Genomic DNA, 18,048 nt, shown 5'->3' with positions numbered 1-18,048 from the left:
GATGGCCCAGTCAGAGTTCCCGACCCTCACCCGCCGGCCCGAGTGGACGGCCCTCGCCGACCACCGCGCCGAGGGACAGCCGTCGCTGCGTGAGCTGTTCGCGACGGACCCCGGCCGCGCCGAGCGGTACACCGTCCGGGCCGGCGATCTGTACCTCGACTACAGCAAGCACCTGATCACCGACGAGACCCTTGCCCTGCTCCAGGAACTGGCCGCCGCCACCGGGGTGTTCGCGCTGCGGGATGCCATGTTCCGGGGGGAGAGGATCAACCTCACCGAGAACCGGGCGGTCCTGCACACCGCACTGCGGGCGCCGCGGGACGCGGTGATCGAGGTCGACGGGGAGAACGTCGTCCCCCAGGTGCACGCGGTCCTCGACAGGATGGCCGACTTCGCCGAGCGGGTCCGCTCCGGGGAGTGGACCGGCCACACCGGCCGGCGCATCAAGAACGTGGTCAACATCGGCATCGGCGGCTCCGACCTCGGCCCGGCGATGGCCTACGAGGCGCTGCGCGCCTACACCGCCCGCGAGTTGACGTTCCGGTTCGTGTCGAACGTGGACGGCGCCGACCTGCACGAGGCGACCCGCGACCTGGACCCGGCGGAGACCCTGTTCATCGTCGCGTCCAAGACGTTCACCACGATCGAGACGATCACCAACGCGACCTCGGCCCGCTCCTGGCTGCTCGCGGCGTTCGAGGGTGACGAGAAGGCGGTCGCCAAGCACTTCGTGGCCCTGTCGACCAACGCCGGGAAGGTCGCCGAGTTCGGCATCGACACGGCCAACATGTTCGAGTTCTGGGACTGGGTCGGCGGCCGGTACTCCTACGACTCGGCGATCGGCCTTTCCCTGATGATCGCCATCGGCCCGGACCGGTTCCGGGAGATGCTCGACGGCTTCCGCCTGATCGACGACCACTTCCGCACCGCGCCGCCCGAGGCCAACGCCCCGCTGCTGCTGGGCCTGCTGGGGATCTGGTACGGCAACTTCCACGACGCCCAGTCGCACGCGGTGCTGCCGTACAGCCACTACCTGTCGAAGTTCACCGCCTATCTGCAGCAGCTGGACATGGAGTCCAACGGCAAGTCGGTGCAGCGCGACGGCGCCCCGGTGGAGTGGCAGACCGGCCCGGTCGTCTGGGGCACGCCGGGCACCAACGGGCAGCACGCCTACTATCAGTTGATCCACCAGGGTACGAAGCTCATCCCGGCGGACTTCATCGGCTTCGCCCGGCCCGTCGCCGAGCTGAGCGACGAGCTCAAGGGCCAGCACGACCTGTTGATGGCCAACTTCTTCGCCCAGACCCAGGCCCTCGCCTTCGGCAAGACGGCCGAGGAGGTCCGTGCGGAGGGCGTGCCCGAGGAGCAGGTCGCGCACCGCACCTTCCGCGGCAACCACCCCACGACCACCATCCTCGCCGCCGACCTGACCCCGTCCGTGCTCGGCCAGCTCATCGCCCTCTACGAGCACAAGGTGTTCGTGCAGGGCGCGGTGTGGAACATCGACTCCTTCGACCAGTGGGGCGTGGAGCTGGGCAAGGTCCTCGCCAAGCGCGTCGAGCCGGCCCTGACCATGGGCGCGGACGTGCCCGGTCTCGACCCGTCCACCACGGCCCTCGTCGCCGCCTACCGCACGCTCAGGAAGTGAAACTGTCATGCAGCTTGGTCTGATCGGTCTCGGCAAGATGGGCGGCAACATGCGCGAGCGGATCCGCCGCGCCGGCCACACCGTCATCGGCTACGACCGCAATCCCGAGGTCTCCGACGTCAAGTCCCTCGCCGAACTGGTCGAGAAACTGGACGCGCCGCGCCATGTGTGGGTGATGGTCCCGGCGGGCACCGCCACCCAGACGGTCATCGACGAGCTGGGGGACCTGCTGTCCCCGGGCGACACGGTGATCGACGGCGGCAACTCCCGCTGGACGGAGGACGAGAAGCACGCCGCCGCGCTCGGCATCAAGGGCATCGGATTCGTCGACGCCGGCGTCTCCGGGGGCGTGTGGGGCCTGCAGAACGGCTACGCGCTCATGGTCGGCGGGGACAAGGAGCACGTGCAGCGCCTGGAGCCGATCTTCGAGGCGCTCAAGCCGGAGGGCCCGTACGGCTACGTCCACGCGGGCCGGGTCGGCGCCGGGCACTTCTCCAAGATGGTCCACAACGGCATCGAGTACGCGATGATGCAGGCCTACGCCGAGGGCTGGGAGCTGCTGGAGAAGGTCCAATCGGTGGAGAACGTCCGCGAGGTGTACCGCTCCTGGCAGGAGGGCACCGTCATCCGCTCCTGGCTGCTGGACCTCGCCGTGAACGCGCTGGACGAGGACGAGCACCTGCAGAAGCTGCGCGGCTACGCGGAGGACTCCGGCGAGGGCCGCTGGACGGTCGAGGCGGCCATCGACAACGCCGTGCCGCTGCCGGCGATCACCGCCTCCCTCTTCGCGCGGTTCGCCTCCCGGCAGGACGACTCCCCGCAGATGAAGATGATCGCCGCGCTGCGCAACCAGTTCGGCGGCCACGCGGTCGAGAAGAAGGACTGACCCGCCGTGGGGGACCTGCTGCTGGTCCGCCACGGTGAGACGGAGTGGAGCCGGTCGGGACAGCACACGAGCTGGACCGACCTGCCCCTCACCACGCACGGCGAGGAACAGGCCAAGTCCCTCGCCCCGCTGCTCACCGGCCGGACCTACGCCCTCGTGCTGACCAGCCGGCTGGCCCGGGCCGTGCGCACCGCCGACCTGGCGGGCCTGACCGGGGCGGTGCCCCACCCCGATCTGCACGAGTGGGACTACGGCGGCTACGAGGGTGTCACCACGGTCGACATCCGTCGCACCCGCCCCGGCTGGGACCTGTGGACCGACGGCGTGCCGCCCGGCCCGGAGGGACACCCCGGCGAGTCGCCCGAGGAGGTCGGGGCACGCGCCGACCGGGTGCTGGCCCGGGTGGACGCGGCCCTGCCCGCGGGAGACGTGGTCCTCGTGGCCCACGCCCACTTCCTGCGGGTGCTCACCGCCCGCCGGCTGGGACTGCCGCCCGCCGAGGGACGCCTGTTCCAGCTGGCGACCGGCACGGTCAGCCGGCTCTCCACGGAGCACGGGCACCCGGTGATCGCCGAGTGGAACAGCCGCCCGTAGACCAGGACGCGCCCGCGGCCCGGCCCACCCCGGTGGGAGCCGGGCCGCGGGCGCTTCTACCATCACGGCATACGAGGAGTGCGGAGGACCCGATGGCGAGCGTCGACGAACCGGCCGGCCCCGGCGGGCGGGTCCGGGACGCCGCCCGTACCCGGGCCGAGATCCTCGACGTGGCGACGCGAGAGTTCGCCAGGGCCGGTTACGACGGCGCCCGGGTCGACGAGATCGCGGCGCGCACCCGCACCACCAAGCGGATGATCTACTACTACTTCGGCGGCAAGGAACAGCTGTTCACGGCCGTCCTGGAGCGGGTCCACGGGGAGTTGCTCGCCGCCGAGCGGCAACTGGACATCGACCACCTGGAACCGGAGGCGGCGATCCGGCGCCTGGCGGGACTCGTCTTCGACCACCTCGAACGCCACCCCGAGTTCGTCCGGCTGATGACCGTCGAGAGCATCCACGGGGCACGGCACGTCACCGCCGGCCGGCGACCCGGCGGGACCGGCTCACCCGCGCTGGGCGCGCTGCGGCGCGCGCTGGAGGCCGGGCAGCGGGCGGGCCGGTTCCGCACGGACGTCGACGCCGTCGACCTGCACGCCGTGATCAGCTCGTTCTGCTGCTTCCGGGTCGCGGGCCGGCGCACCTTCGGCGCCCTGTACGGCCGCGACCTGATGGCCCCGGCACACCGCGACCACTACCGGGCGATGGTCGGCGACATGGTGATCGCCTGGCTCACCGCCGAGACGGCCACGGGCTGAGCACCGCTACGGCCGGGGGTGGCGCGGCTCGTACAGGGCCAGGCGTCCGCCGCCCGGCAGCCGGAGCGCTGTCACCCGACCCCAGCGGGCCTCCTCGACCGGGTCCGCGAACTCCACGCCTTTCTCGGCGAGCTGCCGCCGCGTCGCGGCGAGGTCGTCGCACATCAGCATCAGTTCGTGCGACGGCTCGCCGTCCGTGGGGTGGCAGGCCACCTCGGCGGGCGGCGCCTTGAAGATCAGCCATCCGTGTCCGGCGTCGACGTGTGCCCACCCGAGGACGTCCCTGAGGAAGGTCCGGTCGGCCTCGGCGTCCCGGCTGTGGATCACCACATGTGCCCCATTGATCACGGGCGGAGGCTAGCGCCGGACACGGGGCGGAACAAGGACCTCGGCGCCGGGTCTCACCCGGAGGAGAGCACCGCCGCGTCGAGCAGCGGACCGAGTTCGCGCACGGCGGTCGTCAGCGGGCGCACGTCCTGTTCGGCGCGGGCCATCAGGATGGCACCCTCCAGGGTGCTGATCATCAGCGTGGCGAGGGAGTCGGCGCGGGAGGCGGGGACGCCCATGCCGGTGAGGGCCTCGGCGACCGGCACGCGCCAGGTGGTGAACGCGGCGGCCACCGCCTCGCGGGTCGAGGTGCCCGCCGTGGCGCACTCCACGGTCGCGGCGGCGACCGGACAGCCGGCGGCGAAACCGTCCCGCGCGTACTCGTCCGTCCACTGCGCGGCCATCGCCGCGAACAGTCCGCTCGGAGTGGGCTCCTCCAGCCCGGCGAGAAAGCGTGCGACGCGCGCGCCGGCGTACCGCCCGGCCCAGCCCACGGCCTCGTTGACCAGCTGCTCCTTGCCGCCCGGGAAGTAGTGCTGCAGCGAACCGCGCGGCGCTCCGGCGTGCGCGGCGACGTCCCGCATGCCCGTGGCCGCGACCCCCTCGCGCCGGATGAGCTGGGCGGCACTGAACACCATCCGCTCCCGCGGCCCGTACCGACGCGGCTCCGCCATCGCCACCACCTCCACCCGCCCACCCTATGACCGCGGTCATAGCGCTCGCTACTATGACCACGGTCATAGCGCCAGTCGGACCCCTCGAGTGAAAGGCGGAGCCGCCATGCACGTCGGTTTCATCGGCCTGGGAGTGATGGGCCGGCCCATGGCCCTGCGCCTGGCGGCCTCGGGCACGCCCCTGCTGGTCTGGAACAGGACGCCGGAGCGCGCGGAACCACTGCGCGCGGCCGGCGCCGAGGTCGCGGCGGACGCCGCGGAGGTGTTCGCGCGGGCGGAGGTGATCCTGCTGATGCTCGCCGACGAGACGGCGGTGGACATGGTGCTGGGCCGCGGCACCCCGGCCTTCGCCGCCCGGGTCGCCGGCCGCACCGTGGTCCACATGGGCACGACCTCCCCCGAATACTCCCGCACCGTGGAGGCGGACGTCCGCGCGGCCGGCGGCCGCTACGTCGAGGCGCCCGTCTCCGGCTCCCGGGTCCCGGCCGAGCATGGCCACCTGGTGGCCATGCTGGCCGGCGAGGAGTCCGCCGTGGCGGCCGTGCGGCCGCTCCTGGCACCGATCTGCCGGGAGACGTTCCTCTGCGGCCCCGCGCCCGGTGCCCTGCTGATGAAACTCTCGGTGAACCTCTTCCTGATCACCCAGGTGACGGGCCTGACCGAGGCGTTCCACTTCGCCGAACGGCAGGGCCTTGACCGGCGCCTCTTCCTGGACGTGCTGGACGCGGGCCCCATGGCCAGCCCGGTCTCCCGGATGAAGGCGCCCAAGCTGCGCGAGCGGGACTTCACCGTCCAGGCGGCCGCCCTCGACGTGCTGAAGAACAACCGCCTCATCGCCGAGGCGGCCCGCAAGGCGCACCTGGCCTCGCCGCTGCTGGACGTCTGCCACACCCTCTTCGAGGAGACGGTGGCACAGGGGCACGGCGGCGAGGACATGGTGGCGGTGCTGCGGGCGATCGAGGCGCGGACCGCCGGGGCGCCGTAGGTCAGCCGCGCGGGATGCCGTACACCCGCTCGACGGGCAGTCGCAGCACCAGGCGGCGGTCACGGACCATGGCGGCCCGGTAGTCGTCCCAGTCCGGGTGTTCACCGGCCACGTCCCGGTACAGGCGGACCAGTTCCTCCACGGTCTCGTCGTGCGGGTCCTCGGCGACCGGTGACAGGTCGGCCGTGCCCTCGGCGACCGTGTACGCCCAGCGGTCGCCGCTGGTGACGTGGTAGGAGGCGCGGGGGTCGCGGCGCAGGTTGCGCGTCTTGGCACGGTCGTCGGTGACCGAGATCCGGATGACCCGCTCGTCGGGGTAATAGACATGGCTGACGTTGGACAGCTGCGGGCGGCCATCGCTCTTGAGGGTGACGAGTACCCCGCCCCGCGTCCCGGAGAGCAGCTCGATCAGTGCGTCCTGCGTCGAGTCCTGAGTCATACGAGGGTCAACTGGCCCGGCGGACCACGCATTCCCCGCCGCCGCCCTCCTCCGGCGCGGCCGTCGCCACCGGCCGCGATCGCCGGGCCGGCCGCCCGCGGTCTGCCGGGACGCGGCGTCGCGTCGATCACACACGCCCCGGATGAGCGGGTCCGTGCCGGTGTTCCTGCGCCACGATGAGGTGTGCGTCCCGACGGGTACGCCGGAACGCGCGCGTACGACGCGACCGGAGGAGAGCGATGGCACAGCTGCGACAGGAAGTCGACCCGGGCGAGGCCGGGCTGGACGCGAAGGCGCTCGGCCGCCTCGACCAGCACTTCGCCCGCCACGTCGACGAAGGACGCCTGCCCGGCTACCTGGTGGCGGTGGCCCGCGACGGCCGCGTCGCCCACCTCACCACGTACGGCCACCGGGACCTCGCGGCCGGGCTGCCGGTCGATACGGACACCCTGTGGCGGATCTACTCCATGACCAAGCCCGTCACCGCGGTCGCGGTGCTGCAACTGGTCGAGGAGGGCCGGCTCTCCCTGGACGACCCGCTCGACCGCCACCTGCCGGCTTTCGCATCCCCCCGCGTGTACGAGAGCGGTGCGGGCGCCGACGTACGCACGCGTCCCGCCTCCGGCCCGATCCGCATCCGGCATCTGCTCACCCACACGGCGGGCCTGACCTTCGGCTTCTACTACAAGCACCCCGTGGACGCCCTCTACCGCGAGGCCGGCCTGGAGTCGTCCGTGCCGCCGGGCGCGAACCTCGCCGAGACGGTGGAGGTGTACGCCCGTCTGCCGCTCCAGTTCGAGCCGGGCACCCAATGGAACTACTCGGTCGCCTCCAACGTGCTCGGCCGGGTCATCGAGGTGGTCTCCGGACAGCCGCTGGACGCGTACGTCACCGAGCGGATCCTCCGCCCGCTCGGCATGACCGACACCGGCTTCCACATCACCCCCGAGCAGGCCGACCGGCTGGCCGAGATGTACGGCGAGACGGAGGACGGCGGGATCGCACCGATCCCGGGACTGCCGGTGCGGGGCCGGCCCCGGTTCCTGTCCGGCAGCGGCGGCCTGGTCGCCACGGCGCGGGACTTCCACCGCTTCATGGAGATGCTGCGCCGCGGCGGCGAACTGGAGGGCACCCGCATCCTGTCCCCCGGCACGGTCGCCCTGATGACCCGCAACCACCTCCCCGGCGGCGCCGACCTGCGCACCTTCGGGGCCCCCGCCCACCAGGAGCGCAGCAACGAGGGCCTCGGTTTCGGCTTCAACGTCTCGGTCGTCCTCGACCCGACCCGCACCCTGGTCCCGCAGGGCCTCGGCACCTACGGCTGGACCGGCGTGGCCACCACCGCCTTCTGGGTCGACCCGAGCCACGACCTGACGGTCCAGTTCATGACCCAGGTACGCCCGAAGAGGCTCAAGGTCTTCCCGGACCTGCGACGACTGGTGCACGAGGCCCTGCTGGACTGACCGCCGACCGCAGAGACCGGACCGGGCCTCCGCGGCGCCTTCTCTCGTCGTCTACCGACCGAGCGAGTGCGGGGCGATGTTCTCCGGGTCCGCTACACGCTTCAACAGCGCGGTCACCGCCGACGACCACGTCAGTTCCGCCGCCAGGCGGGCGCTGAGCTGGGCCGTCGCCGTGAACTCGGCCTCCGGGCGGCGCAGGGCGCCGTCGATGGCATGGGCCCAGGCCTCGACGTCGCGGTCGTCGTCCCCGACGGTCGGCACCACGATGCGGGACGCCTCCTCGGGCACGAACCCTTCCAGCAGCTTGGCCAGACCGCTCTCACTGCTCACGAGGACCGGCGTGCCGGCGGCGATCGCCTCGGCCGCGACGAGGCCGAAGCCCTCCGCCCGTGACGGCATCAACACCAGGCTGGCGCCGCGAAGGTCGGCCTTCAGAACCTCGTGATCGGTCGAGTAGGCGCGGGCCCGCACCGGAAGCGAGTTGTCTCCCGCCCATGCACGCATCTGCTTCTCGAGCTCCGTGGCCGCTTCGGGAGGGGCGCCGCGTACGACGAGTTCGAGGCGGGGCAGGCCGGGCCTGCGAAGCTGGCGTGCCCGGTTGAAGGCGAGCGCCGCCAGGTCGAGGCCCTTGAGCCGGTAGTCCTCCGTCCGGCCGACGACGAGCACCGTACAGCGTCCCTGCGGTGGCCGGCCCCGCGCGGCGCCGGGGTCGAAGCCGGGGTCGAAGCGGATCAGCTTGTCCGGGTCGATGTCACGGGCGTCCAGGTCGTGCAGGAACCACTCGTAGATGCGTGGCCCCACCGCCACGGCGCGGTGGGCGGCGGCGCTCAGGGCCAGATCGACCTCCTGCCGTTCCTCCGCCAGCACCGCCGCGTCGACCTGGCGTTCGCCCTTGTACCGCTCGATGTCCTCCGGGATCACGTGGAGGAAGTGCAGGATCTTCGCCTGCGGGAAGTCGATCCCCATCCGCTGCGCTGCCGGACCGGTCCACCGGCCGTGTCCGATGATCACTTGCGGCAGGGCGTCCTCCGGGAACGCCGGAGGGTAGGTGAGCCGCTCGGCGTCCGTGGCTCCCGGAGCCTCCCGTGCCTCGACCAGGGTCACGTTTCCTGCCGCGGCATCCTTCCGTTCCTTGTCGGTGGCCCGAAGAACGAGGCAGGTCACCTGTGCCTGCTGCGCCAGCGACAGGCACAGGCGCCGGTTGAACGTGCTCACGCCGCCCTTGCCCGAGGACCATTCCGTGGCGATCGCGAGGATGCGCAGACGCCCGTCGGGGTCCGGAACGTCGACGGTCGGTTGATGCTGCGGCAGGACGGGGCCTCCGTACTGGGACCGGATCGCCACGGCCGGCAGTCCGCTGAGGGCGGACGGCAGGACGGGGAAGACCAGCGAGGGAATGGGGATGCCCGGCCTGGCGACGACCGTGTCCCAGGCGCGCAGCAGGCGGGCGCGAATCTGGTCCTTCGTCGAGTCGGAGGCGTCGGTGCCCAGGTAGTCGCTCAAGCGTTGTGCGGCAAGGGACAGACGGTCGAGTTTCAGGGCGACGAAGCTGGCGCACCACGTGTTGACCGACCCCTTCTCGAAACGGAGGTGGCTCGGGAACCGGTCCAGGGCAGCCTGGGCCGCCTCGGCGTCATCGAGAGCGAGCCGGCACAATGCCTCGTGGAGCGTGAACGCGATGTACCTGGGATGGTGTTGCCGGCCTTCGGCGATCAGCTCGACAGCCTCTTCCCAGTGCCCCTCACGTTCCCATAGGAGTGCCTCTACCAACCTGCTCAGAGGACCCATCCCCGGTTTGTCCCGCCATGCGCCGACTTCGCGGAGCAGACCGTCCGTCGGTTCGCCTGCCGCGATCTGGGCAGCCAGCAGGCCCAGCCGGTCGACACCTCTGGTCGCATGCTCAGTACCTTCACGCAACGCGGCGACGGCTTCGCCCGGTCGACCCATCTCGGCCAGATAGCTTCCCAAGAGTTGATAGACCGAGAAGAGGCTCTTGGCGGGCGAGACGTGTGCGATGGCCTCGCGGGCCGCCGCGATCGCGGCCTCCGGGCCGTCGACGGCGTGCACCAGTTTGACCCACAGCACCCAGGGTTGGGAATGTTCCTGGCCCGCGGTCGATCGTCGCGCATGTGTGAGCGCCTGGCGCACGTCCTCCGGTCTGCCCCGATCCCGCAGCAGGGCGGCCAGGTAGAAGTGCGTGCCCGCCGTGCCCCACCGGCTCGTGTACGCCTCCAGCAGGGTGATGCGGGCGTCCCGCTCTCCGTTGGAGCTGAAGGGTGGCGCTGTCCAGCCGTAGCGCTGCTCGATGTAGCGCCGGGCCGGCTCCATGGCCGTGAGCAGGGCGTCCTGGGCATCGGCCGCGGCGTAGTGGTACCAGGCGCCCTCCAGGCCCAGGGTGAGCGTACGGTCGTGGACCGCAACTCCCCCGACGGGCTTCAGCTTCCTGGCGTACCACTCGCCCGCGCGGAGATGTGCGGCCCGCCACGCGGTGCTGTCACGGCGCAAGTGGACGACGTCGACCTCCCGGACCAAGGGGTGGACCTGATGGAGGCCGCCTCCGCGCTGCGTCGCACCTGACCCGGCGGAGCCGCGGTTCTGCAGGAGATACCGCTCGCGCGTCTCCCGCACGAGTTCCCGGACGTCGCCCCGGCTGTGGCCGATGGCGTCGACGAGGTCCCAGGCGGCCCAGTCCCGGACCACCGACATGTCGCGGAGAAACGCGCGGGCCGGCTCCGGCAGGTCCTCGGCGGCCTTCGCCAGCAGTTTCCGTTCGATCTCCTCGACGAGTCGCGGTTCGAAGGGTTCCTCGGGAACGTCACCGATGGGCGGCAGCAGATCGTCCAGAGCGTGAGTCTTGAGGAGCAGGCCGAGCAGTCTCAGGACTTCCGGATTGCGCCCCAGACGGCGCACGACTTCCAGGCGCCTGGCGTGGGGGAACCTGGCGTCGCCCTCCTCCTCGTCCAGCTTCTCCAGGACGATCGAGGTGGCGTCGGCGTCCTCGGGCGGCTTCAGCTCGGTCACATAGAGCTGTCCGGTCCAGGTCCAGTCGACATGCCGGTTGGTGACCAGCAGCAGGCAGCCCTTGTCCGCCGGACGACGCGCGAGTCGCTCGAGTGCCCGCGCCATGGACGGTGACGGCCGGCCCTGGGAGTCGAGCAGCCGCTGGAACTCGTCCACGACGACGAGGGCTCCCGCCCGCAGAAGGGGAAGGACCGTGGAGACGAACGCGGAGCCTTCCGCCGTGGGCGACACGCGGGAGGCGTGCTCCGTGCCTTCCACGCTGCTCGCGATGCGGGCTGCGAGGGCACTGTCCATTTCCAGGGGACTCTCGGGCACGTCCTCCCACGCAGTGGGGACTCCTTGGCCTGCGGCCCAGTTGCGGAGCGGCCGGACGACCCGGTCCGACTTGCCGACACCCGAGAATCCGAAGAGCAGGGCGACGCCGTGGCCCTCCAGCCACCAGTTCCGCCACAGGTCCTCCGCCACCTCGGCGCGGGCGGCACCGTCCAGGTGAAAGTTGGGTTTCGACTCGGGCTCATCCACCACAGGCTCCTCCGGCCCCCGTCCCAGGATCTCCTGACGCACCACCAGTAGAAGATCCCGCCAACGATATCGCCCCTCACGGCGTCGGATTCGGCTCCGGCGGGGTCAGGCGGCCGCGGTGGTGCTCGGGGAGGTCCCGAACGCCGCCGTGGAAACGTCCCGTTCCAGTTCCGCTCGGTGGAACCCGTACGTGGCGATGTCGGAGACCTTGATCAGGAGGCAGAACCGCTCGATCGAGGACAGCTGCTCGGCCACCCGCGCATACTCGCGCCGGAGGAGGTGGATGGCCGCCAGGTTGGCCACCGACGACTGCCCGGACACCACGAAGACGGGCCTGCTGGACTCCACCGGCGTGAACTTCGCCACGAGGGCGTACTCCTGGTTGCCGCGGTCGAAGAGGAACTTCTCCCCGCCGACCTCGATCGCCACCGAGTCCGCACGGGTGCCGTCGTAAGGATGGACCGTGACGCCGGGGAGGTGCGCCGCGAGGTGGCCTCCCGTCCGGACGTTCGCGCCCCCGGTCGGGCCGCCGACGCAGAACTCGGTTCGGTCACCGTTGCTGCCGACGTACTCGCCGGTCTCCACGGTCACCTGACAGCCCAACACTCCTGCGAGCAGAGCCAGTTCGACCACGGCTCGGACGTCCCGATGGTGCGCGGTACCGGGCGAGTTGTACTTGTTGCCCAGCACGACGAGGCAGGTCTCCCCGGGCCGGACGCCGAAGAACGCAGCCCTTCTGTTCACCGCCCGCATGCGCTTGGTCCGCTCCCACAGCCAGACGAACCCACCGCCGAGCAGGCTGGTCACCAGCCCGATCGCGATGTTCGCGAGTACCGACTCCATGCGCGCCCCCCTCGCACACTCTACTGCCCGAGTCTCTGGCCGAACTGCAGTCCGTCTCCGGCCAGTTCGGCCAGCCACCGGTCCGACCGCTGCGCCGTTTCCGCCGCCCGTTGCAGTCCCGCCGGCAGACTGCCGTCGAGGATGTGGCGGACGCCCAGGGCGAGGGGGCGGGAGACGCAGCGGGCCATGGCCGACTCCTCGGCGTCGCCCACGAGGTCGAGGAGGTAGCCTCCCGTCCAGGTGCGGTTCGGGGTCTCGACCTCCAGGGACACCGACAGCACGACGCGGTCGCGGTCCTCGTCCGTCGTCGGGTACGCCGCCGCCAGCTCCTGTGCCAGGGCGGCGATGCGCTCGTCGTCGCCCGCCCTCAGCTCCTCGAAGACCGGCTCCCACGCCTTCAGCCAGCCGTCCAGGCGCAGGGTGCCCCGTACGAAGGTGCGCGGGCTCCAGGCGGCCGGAAACCCGTACTGGGCGATGAAGGGGATGCTGTCCCGGTTGGGGTAGGCCTCGAAGGTCTCGCCGCCGAGGACGAGCGGCCGGGTCGCCTCCCAGGGCCGTTCGGCGACGGTCTCGGTGCCGTCCTCGAGGTAACGGGCCGGCGAGCGCAGGGCGCCCAGGACGCCCAGGGGCGCCCAGCTGAAGCGGTAGCGGAAGTCGTTCGGGATCGCGGGGACGCCGCCGCAGTAGGAGGTGAGGCGGTAGGAGGCGGGAGTGTCCGCGCCGATCTCCCCCCGCGCCCTGCCGACGAGGCTGTGCGCGAAGAGGTGGTCGACGCCCGGGTCCAGCCCCGCCTCGGTGAGCACCACCAGCCCGGCCGCCTGCGCCCCGGGCACCTGGTCCAGCACCTCGGGCGAGACGTAGCTGGAGCAGGCGAAGTGGGCCCGGGCGCCGACGCACACGGACAGCAGCCCGGCGTGCTGCGGCGCGGGCAGCATCGATACGACGACGTCACCCGGCGCCAGTTCGGCCGTGAGCGCGGGCAGGGTGAAGGCGCGGGGCTCGGCGCGCCCGGTCAGGCCCCGCTCGGCCAGGGCGGCCGCCGCGCGGTCCTCGGTGCGGTGCCACAGCCGTACCCGCGCGGCCCGCTCGCACAGCACGGCCAGTCCGCTGCCGGTGGACAGCCCGGCCCCCACCCAGTGGACGGTGCCGCTCGCCGGGACACGGTCAGTCATGACGGGACTCCCCTTCCGCGATGCCCAGTTCCCGGCAGGCCCGGTGGAACCGGTCCAGGCAGCGTCCCCACGCGCCCGACGTGCCGAAGTCGAGCAGCTGCGGCACCAGGTCGGCGGAGAAGTCGGTGCTGGACTCGCGGGGCAGCAGGGAGGGCAGGTTGTCGATGGCGATGAGGTCCAGCGGCGGCTCCTTGCGCAGCCGGCGCACGGGCTCCGTCCACTCGGTGGTGCGGTCGTAGACCGGCAGGACGTTCAGTGGGGAACCGACGTCGCAGGTGACGTCGCACAACGTGCGCAGCCGGCGGGCCGGGTCGTCCAGGTCCTGCTCGCGCACGAAGGGCGGGACCGGGCTGGTGGCGAGGACGCAGTTCACCAGGACGTCGTGACCGAGCAGCGCCGGCCGGTCCAGGTCGCGGGTCTCGGCCAGGTCCCAGCGGGTCGCATCCACCCCGGCGGCGTCGAACGCGGCCGAGGCGCCGCGCCCGCTGCGGCCCAGCGCGCCGATCACCAGCGCCGTGAACGCCGCGTCCCCGCCGGCCGGCTGGAGGAGGGCGTCCAGCTCCTCCTTGGTGGTCGGGGCGAGGGGTGCGTGCAGCCGGCCGCGGTGCTGGAGGACGGCGAGGGCGGCGCCCAGGTAGCCCGCCCAGTAGCCGAAGGCGGCGAGCCTGCGGCCGTGCTCGTCGACCAGGTACTCCAGGTCAAGCAGCGCCCCTCCCCCGGCCGCGAACCGGCGCAGCAGCTCGGCGGCGCCCGGCTGCCGCTTGTAGGCGTGCCCGAAGAAGAGGTGGCGGTGGGTCAGCGCGGCCGGTTCGTCGGGGAGTTCCTTCAGGCCGAGGATCACGGCGTCGGGCGGTGCCGTCACCCAGGAGCCGGCGGGGGCGCGGCGGCAGCCGGCCGCCTCGTACTCCTCGACCGGGAAGATCCGCTGCGGGGACTCCTCGACGGTCAGACGCACCCCGCTCCCGGTCAGCCGGCGGGCGTCGGCGGGGACGACCGGCGTGCGCCGCTCGGTCGTACGGGACTCGTGGCGCAGCCACAGGTGGAGCTCGGTCATACCAGGTTGGCCTCCGGGCGCGGGGCGTCGGCCGCGAACCGGCCGGCGCTCAGGGGGCGGACGTCGAGGAAGGGCGCGCGGCCCAGGTACAGGTCGCGCACGATCTCGCCCACGGCAGGTCCCTGCAGGAAGCCGTGGCCCGAGAAGCCGGTCGCGTACAGGAAGCGGGACACCGTCGGCGCCTCGCCGATCAGGGCGTTGTGGTCGGGCGTGTTCTCGTACAGCCCCGCCCAGCCGCCGGTGCGGCGCAGCTCCAGCAGGGCGGGGGCGCGCCGCTGCATCGCCTCGCACAGCCGCGGTATCCAGCGGTCGTGGGTGTCGGTGGCGAAGCCCGGCCGCTCGTCCGGGTCGGACATGCCGAGCAGCAGGCCGGGGCCCTCGGCGTGGAAGTAGAGGCTGGTGGTGAAGTCGATGGTCATCGGCAGCGCGGACGGCAGGCCGGGCACCGGTTCGGTGACGGCGATCTGGCGCCGCAGGGGCCGTACCGGCAGATCCACGCCCACCATCGCGCCGACCGCCCGTGACCAGGCGCCGGCCGCGCAGATCACCGTGTCGGTGGCGATCGGGCCGAGGGTGGTGTCGACGGCGGTGACGCGGTCGCCGCGCAGCTCGATGCCGGTGACCTCGGTGTGGCGCAGGATGCGGGCGCCGTGGGCGCGGGCGGCGGCCGCGTAGCCGTGGACGACGGCCTCGGGCGTGCAGTGGCCGTCGTCCGGGGAGTAGGCGGCGGCCAGCAGGCCGTCGGTGGTGATCAGCGGGGAGAGCCGGCGGGCCTCCTCGGGCGCGAGCATCCGGCTCGGCACCCCGAGGGAGTTCTGCAGCCGCACGCCCGCCTCGAAGGAGGCGACCTGCTCGGGCGTGGAGAGCAGGAACAGGTAGCCGACCCGGTGCAGCCCGATGTCCTGCCCGATCTCCTGCTGGAACCGGCCGAAGGCCTCCAGGCTGCGCGCGCCGAGCTGGATGTTCAGCTCGTCGGAGAACTGCGCCCGCACCCCGCCGGCCGCCCGGGAGGTGGACCCGGCGGCGAGTTCGTCGCGCTCGACGAGGACGACGTCCGGTACTCCGGCGCGCGCGAGGTGGCAGGCGATGCTGGTGCCCATCACACCGCCGCCGACGACGACCACCCGGGCCCGAAGGTTCACGCGGCTGCCTCCTTCGCGGCGCGGATCACGGCCCAGGCTGCCGCCGCGTCCTGGATGCCGAGTCCGACGCTGTTGTAGTAGACGATGTCACCCGCAGCGGTGCGCGCACCACGGCGCCTGGTCAGCACCTCGCCCAGCGGGATCAGTCCGCCGGGGGCGAGCAGCCCGTCGCGCAGGGCGGCGACCACCGGCCCGGCGTGCCCGGCGGCGGTGCCGGCGTCGTCGACCACGACGGCCGCGGCACGTCGCAGGACCTCCTGGTCGACCTCACGGCGGGTGGGCTCGAAGGATCCGACGCTGACCACCGTGCAGCCGGGTGCCAGCCAGGCGCCGTGCACCACCGGGGTGCTGCTGAGCGTGCAGGCGGCGACCACGCCGGCGTCGGTCACGGCCTCCTCGGCGCCGTCCACGGCCCGCACCGGCAGCCCGAGTTCGCCCGTCAGCGTGCGGGCGGCGGCGGTGCGGTGGTCCGGGGTCGGGCTCCACACCCGTACGGCGGTCAGCTCCCGCACCCGGGCGATCATGCGGGCGTGGGCCAGGGCCTGGGTGCCGGAGCCGAGCAGGGCCAGCTCGGTGGGTCCGGGCACGGCGAGGGCGTCCACGGCCACGGCGCTGCCGGCGGCCGTGCGCAGCGTGGTCACCGCGGTGCCGTCGAGGACGGCGGCGAGCCGGCCGGTGCCGGGGTCGAGCGCGGTGACGACGGCGTGCACGGTGGGCAGTCCGGCCGCCGCGTTGCCCGGGTTGACGCTGCCGAACTTCGCCACCGCCCCGGTGTCCCGGGACAGCCGGGAGACGTGGGCGAAGACCACGCTGTCGTCGAAGCGGCTCGGCGCCATGATCTTCCCGGGCAGGTCGGCCTCGCCGGTGGCGAGCGCGGTGAAGGCAGCCCGCTGCGAGGCGATCGCCGCGTCCGCGCCGAGCAGCCGCGTCACCTGCTCGCCGGAGAGGATGAGGACGTCGTCGGTCATCCCCTGATCCTGTCCGGCGCGCCGCCCGCCGAATCAGGAGCTGTGCGCGACCGCGTCCAGATGGGGCAGGATGTGGTCCATCCGCTCCCGCTTGGTCCGCAGATAGGTGATGTTGCTCTCGCACGGCTCGATCAGCAGCGGCACCTGCTCGGCGACCTGGATGCCGTGCCGGGTCAGCGCCTCCCGCTTGGCCGGGTTGTTCGACATCAGCCGGACGGAGCGCACTCCGAGGTCGTGCAGGATCTCGGCGGCGACGCCGTAGTCGCGGGCGTCGACCGGCAGCCCGAGCGCCAGGTTCGCCTCCACGGTGTCCAGGCCCTCCGCCTGCAGGGCCATCGCGCGCAGCTTGGCCAGCAGGCCGATGCCGCGGCCTTCGTGGCCCCTCAAGTAGACGACGATGCCGCTGCCTTCGGCGACCACCGCGCGCATCGCGGAGGCCAGCTGGTCGCCGCACTCGCAGTGCTGGGAGCCGAACGCGTCGCCCGTCAGGCACTCGGAGTGCAGCCGGGTCAGGACGCTTTCCGTGCCGATCTCCCCGTGCACCAGGGCGACTTGCTCCTCGCCCCGGTCGTGGTCCAGGTACCCGATCGCCTGGAATTTCCCGTACACGGTGGGCAGCGGGGCATTCACGACGCGTTCCGCACCCGAACGCCGCGGGGACTTCTTGCCGAGGACACCGATGTTTTCTGTCATGATCTGATTCCTAAGCAGAGACGAAAGGCCGGGAAAAGATGAGTGGTTCGGGCGCGGGTACGGCCGGCTTCGGGCTGGTGCCGGGGGACACTACGGAAGACGTACGGATGCGGGGGGCGGGCGTTTCAACACAGGTGGCCGTCCTTCCCGTGGGCAGCTTCGAACAGCATGGGCCCTTCCTTCCGTTGGCGACCGACACGCTCGTCGCCTGTGCCGTGGCACGGGAGATCGCCGCCGCGCACCCGGTGCACCTTCTTCCCCCGGTGACCATCGCCTGCTCGCACGAGCACGCGGCCTGGCCGGGGACCGTCAGCATCTCCGCCGTGACCCTCCACGCGGTGGTCCGGGACATCGCCGCGTCGCTGCGCCGCTCGGGGGTCGAGGCGCTCGTCGTGGTCAACGGGCACGGCGGCAACTACGTGCTGGGCAACGTCGTCCAGGAGGCCTCCGCGCGCGGGGAGCGGATGGCGCTGTTCCCGGCCGCCGAGGACTGGGAGACGGCCCGGGAGCGGGCCGGTGTCCTCACCTCGCTGCTCACCGACATGCACGCGGGCGAAATCGAGACCTCGATTCTGCTGCATGCTCACCCCGAATTCGTCCGCTCTGGTTACGAGTCCGCCGATTTCACCGCGGACGACCGTCGTCATCTGCTCACCGTGGGAATGTCCGCCTACACCGAATCGGGCGTCATCGGCCGTCCTTCCCTGGGTTCGGCGGAAAAGGGGAAGGAACTGCTGGCGAGCCTCGCCGAATCGTTCGGTGCGTATGTCGAGCTGCTCACGTCGGACGACGGCTCGGAAGCGGCACGGGGATAGCCGCGCATTCCGGCGCACCAGCGGGCGACGAGGACGACGGCGCC

At 72.2% G+C, this 18,048-nt stretch carries 17 protein-coding genes; 7 read left to right on the top strand and 10 right to left on the bottom strand.

Features of this window, described 5'->3' with window-relative positions:
• The first annotated feature begins 1 nt into the window (after position 1).
• The 4 genes from pgi (at position 2) to ACZ404_RS16485 (ending at position 3,886) form a co-directional block, all read left to right on the top strand.
• Entirely contained in the window at positions 2-1,648 is a 1,647-nt protein-coding gene (gene pgi, locus ACZ404_RS16500; protein ID WP_468440294.1) for a glucose-6-phosphate isomerase, read from the top strand.
• Positions 1,649-1,655: 7 nt separating this feature from the next.
• On the top strand, positions 1,656-2,534 hold the full coding sequence (gene gnd, locus ACZ404_RS16495; protein ID WP_468440292.1) for a phosphogluconate dehydrogenase (NAD(+)-dependent, decarboxylating): 879 nt from the start codon (positions 1,656-1,658) through the stop codon (positions 2,532-2,534).
• 6 nt (positions 2,535-2,540) lie between these two features.
• Positions 2,541-3,128: a histidine phosphatase family protein gene (locus tag ACZ404_RS16490; protein ID WP_468440290.1), complete on the top strand. Its 588-nt coding sequence runs from the start codon at positions 2,541-2,543 to the stop codon at positions 3,126-3,128.
• 92 nt (positions 3,129-3,220) lie between these two features.
• Positions 3,221-3,886 carry a TetR/AcrR family transcriptional regulator gene (locus ACZ404_RS16485; RefSeq protein ID WP_468440288.1) on the top strand — a complete coding sequence of 222 codons (666 nt, stop codon included), beginning with the start codon at positions 3,221-3,223 and terminating at the stop codon, positions 3,884-3,886.
• A 6-nt stretch (positions 3,887-3,892) separates the two neighbouring features.
• On the opposite strand, the gene ACZ404_RS16480 is transcribed toward ACZ404_RS16485, so the two are convergent.
• A complete protein-coding gene (locus tag ACZ404_RS16480) occupies positions 3,893-4,234 on the bottom strand; it encodes a VOC family protein (protein ID WP_468440286.1) in 342 nt (113 codons plus the stop codon).
• A gap of 53 nt (positions 4,235-4,287) precedes the next feature.
• On the bottom strand, positions 4,288-4,887 hold the full coding sequence (locus ACZ404_RS16475; RefSeq protein ID WP_468440284.1) for a TetR/AcrR family transcriptional regulator: 600 nt from the start codon (positions 4,885-4,887) through the stop codon (positions 4,288-4,290).
• Positions 4,888-4,975: 88 nt separating this feature from the next.
• Between ACZ404_RS16475 and ACZ404_RS16470 the strand changes: the two genes are divergently transcribed.
• On the top strand, positions 4,976-5,872 hold the full coding sequence (locus ACZ404_RS16470) for an NAD(P)-dependent oxidoreductase (protein WP_468440282.1): 897 nt from the start codon (positions 4,976-4,978) through the stop codon (positions 5,870-5,872).
• Between the two features lies 1 nt (position 5,873).
• Here ACZ404_RS16470 and ACZ404_RS16465 read toward each other — a convergent pair whose 3' ends face one another.
• Entirely contained in the window at positions 5,874-6,311 is a 438-nt protein-coding gene (locus ACZ404_RS16465) for a PPOX class F420-dependent oxidoreductase (RefSeq protein WP_468440280.1), read from the bottom strand.
• Positions 6,312-6,550: 239 nt separating this feature from the next.
• Between ACZ404_RS16465 and ACZ404_RS16460 the strand changes: the two genes are divergently transcribed.
• A complete protein-coding gene (locus tag ACZ404_RS16460) occupies positions 6,551-7,774 on the top strand; it encodes a serine hydrolase domain-containing protein (protein ID WP_468440278.1) in 1,224 nt (407 codons plus the stop codon).
• Between the two features lie 51 nt (positions 7,775-7,825).
• Here the strand turns inward: ACZ404_RS16460 and ACZ404_RS16455 are convergent, their stop codons facing one another.
• From ACZ404_RS16455 to ribA, 7 genes are all read right to left on the bottom strand, one after another.
• Positions 7,826-11,317 (bottom strand): glycosyltransferase, encoded by a 3,492-nt coding sequence (locus ACZ404_RS16455; RefSeq protein WP_468440276.1) that lies wholly within the window; start codon positions 11,315-11,317, stop codon positions 7,826-7,828.
• Positions 11,318-11,422: 105 nt separating this feature from the next.
• Positions 11,423-12,160, bottom strand: a complete 738-nt coding sequence (locus ACZ404_RS16450; RefSeq protein WP_468440274.1) for a hypothetical protein — start codon at positions 12,158-12,160, stop codon at positions 11,423-11,425.
• A gap of 20 nt (positions 12,161-12,180) precedes the next feature.
• Positions 12,181-13,332 carry a saccharopine dehydrogenase family protein gene (locus ACZ404_RS16445; protein WP_468440272.1) on the bottom strand — a complete coding sequence of 384 codons (1,152 nt, stop codon included), beginning with the start codon at positions 13,330-13,332 and terminating at the stop codon, positions 12,181-12,183.
• Positions 13,325-14,386 (bottom strand): saccharopine dehydrogenase, encoded by a 1,062-nt coding sequence (locus ACZ404_RS16440; protein ID WP_468440270.1) that lies wholly within the window; start codon positions 14,384-14,386, stop codon positions 13,325-13,327. The genes ACZ404_RS16445 and ACZ404_RS16440 overlap by 8 nt, the downstream gene beginning before the upstream one ends.
• Positions 14,383-15,528 carry an NAD(P)/FAD-dependent oxidoreductase gene (locus tag ACZ404_RS16435; protein ID WP_468440268.1) on the bottom strand — a complete coding sequence of 382 codons (1,146 nt, stop codon included), beginning with the start codon at positions 15,526-15,528 and terminating at the stop codon, positions 14,383-14,385. Before ACZ404_RS16435 ends, ACZ404_RS16440 begins: the two co-directional genes overlap by 4 nt.
• On the bottom strand, positions 15,525-16,496 hold the full coding sequence (locus ACZ404_RS16430) for an ornithine cyclodeaminase family protein (protein ID WP_468440266.1): 972 nt from the start codon (positions 16,494-16,496) through the stop codon (positions 15,525-15,527). The genes ACZ404_RS16435 and ACZ404_RS16430 overlap by 4 nt, the downstream gene beginning before the upstream one ends.
• Positions 16,497-16,529: 33 nt before the next feature.
• Positions 16,530-17,189 carry a GTP cyclohydrolase II gene (gene ribA, locus ACZ404_RS16425; protein ID WP_468440264.1) on the bottom strand — a complete coding sequence of 220 codons (660 nt, stop codon included), beginning with the start codon at positions 17,187-17,189 and terminating at the stop codon, positions 16,530-16,532.
• A gap of 38 nt (positions 17,190-17,227) precedes the next feature.
• On the opposite strand from ribA, the gene ACZ404_RS16420 reads away from it, so the two are divergent.
• Complete coding sequence (locus ACZ404_RS16420) at positions 17,228-18,004, top strand: creatininase family protein (protein WP_468440262.1); 777 nt, start codon at positions 17,228-17,230, stop codon at positions 18,002-18,004.
• Positions 18,005-18,048: the final 44 nt, after the last annotated feature.

Source organism: Streptomyces sp. NPDC030798 (assembly GCF_055572275.1).
The sequence above is the reverse complement of the archived record's forward strand: the minus strand, read 5'-3'. Positions and strand labels throughout refer to the sequence as shown.

Bases quoted from the DNA above. Each gene is read 5' to 3' on its own strand.
- ACZ404_RS16420 (WP_468440262.1), top strand. From the start codon at position 17,228: ATGAGTGGTTCGGGCGCGGGTACGGCCGGCTTCGGGCTGGTGCCGGGG.
- ribA (WP_468440264.1), bottom strand. From the start codon at position 17,189: ATGACAGAAAACATCGGTGTCCTCGGCAAGAAGTCCCCGCGGCGTTCG.
- ACZ404_RS16465 (WP_468440280.1), bottom strand. From the start codon at position 6,311: ATGACTCAGGACTCGACGCAGGACGCACTGATCGAGCTGCTCTCCGGG.
- pgi (WP_468440294.1), top strand. From the start codon at position 2: ATGGCCCAGTCAGAGTTCCCGACCCTCACCCGCCGGCCCGAGTGGACG.
- ACZ404_RS16475 (WP_468440284.1), bottom strand. From the start codon at position 4,887: ATGGCGGAGCCGCGTCGGTACGGGCCGCGGGAGCGGATGGTGTTCAGT.
- ACZ404_RS16440 (WP_468440270.1), bottom strand. From the start codon at position 14,386: ATGACCGAGCTCCACCTGTGGCTGCGCCACGAGTCCCGTACGACCGAG.
- ACZ404_RS16460 (WP_468440278.1), top strand. From the start codon at position 6,551: ATGGCACAGCTGCGACAGGAAGTCGACCCGGGCGAGGCCGGGCTGGAC.
- ACZ404_RS16485 (WP_468440288.1), top strand. From the start codon at position 3,221: ATGGCGAGCGTCGACGAACCGGCCGGCCCCGGCGGGCGGGTCCGGGAC.
- gnd (WP_468440292.1), top strand. From the start codon at position 1,656: ATGCAGCTTGGTCTGATCGGTCTCGGCAAGATGGGCGGCAACATGCGC.
- ACZ404_RS16450 (WP_468440274.1), bottom strand. From the start codon at position 12,160: ATGGAGTCGGTACTCGCGAACATCGCGATCGGGCTGGTGACCAGCCTG.
- ACZ404_RS16430 (WP_468440266.1), bottom strand. From the start codon at position 16,496: ATGACCGACGACGTCCTCATCCTCTCCGGCGAGCAGGTGACGCGGCTG.
- ACZ404_RS16445 (WP_468440272.1), bottom strand. From the start codon at position 13,332: ATGACTGACCGTGTCCCGGCGAGCGGCACCGTCCACTGGGTGGGGGCC.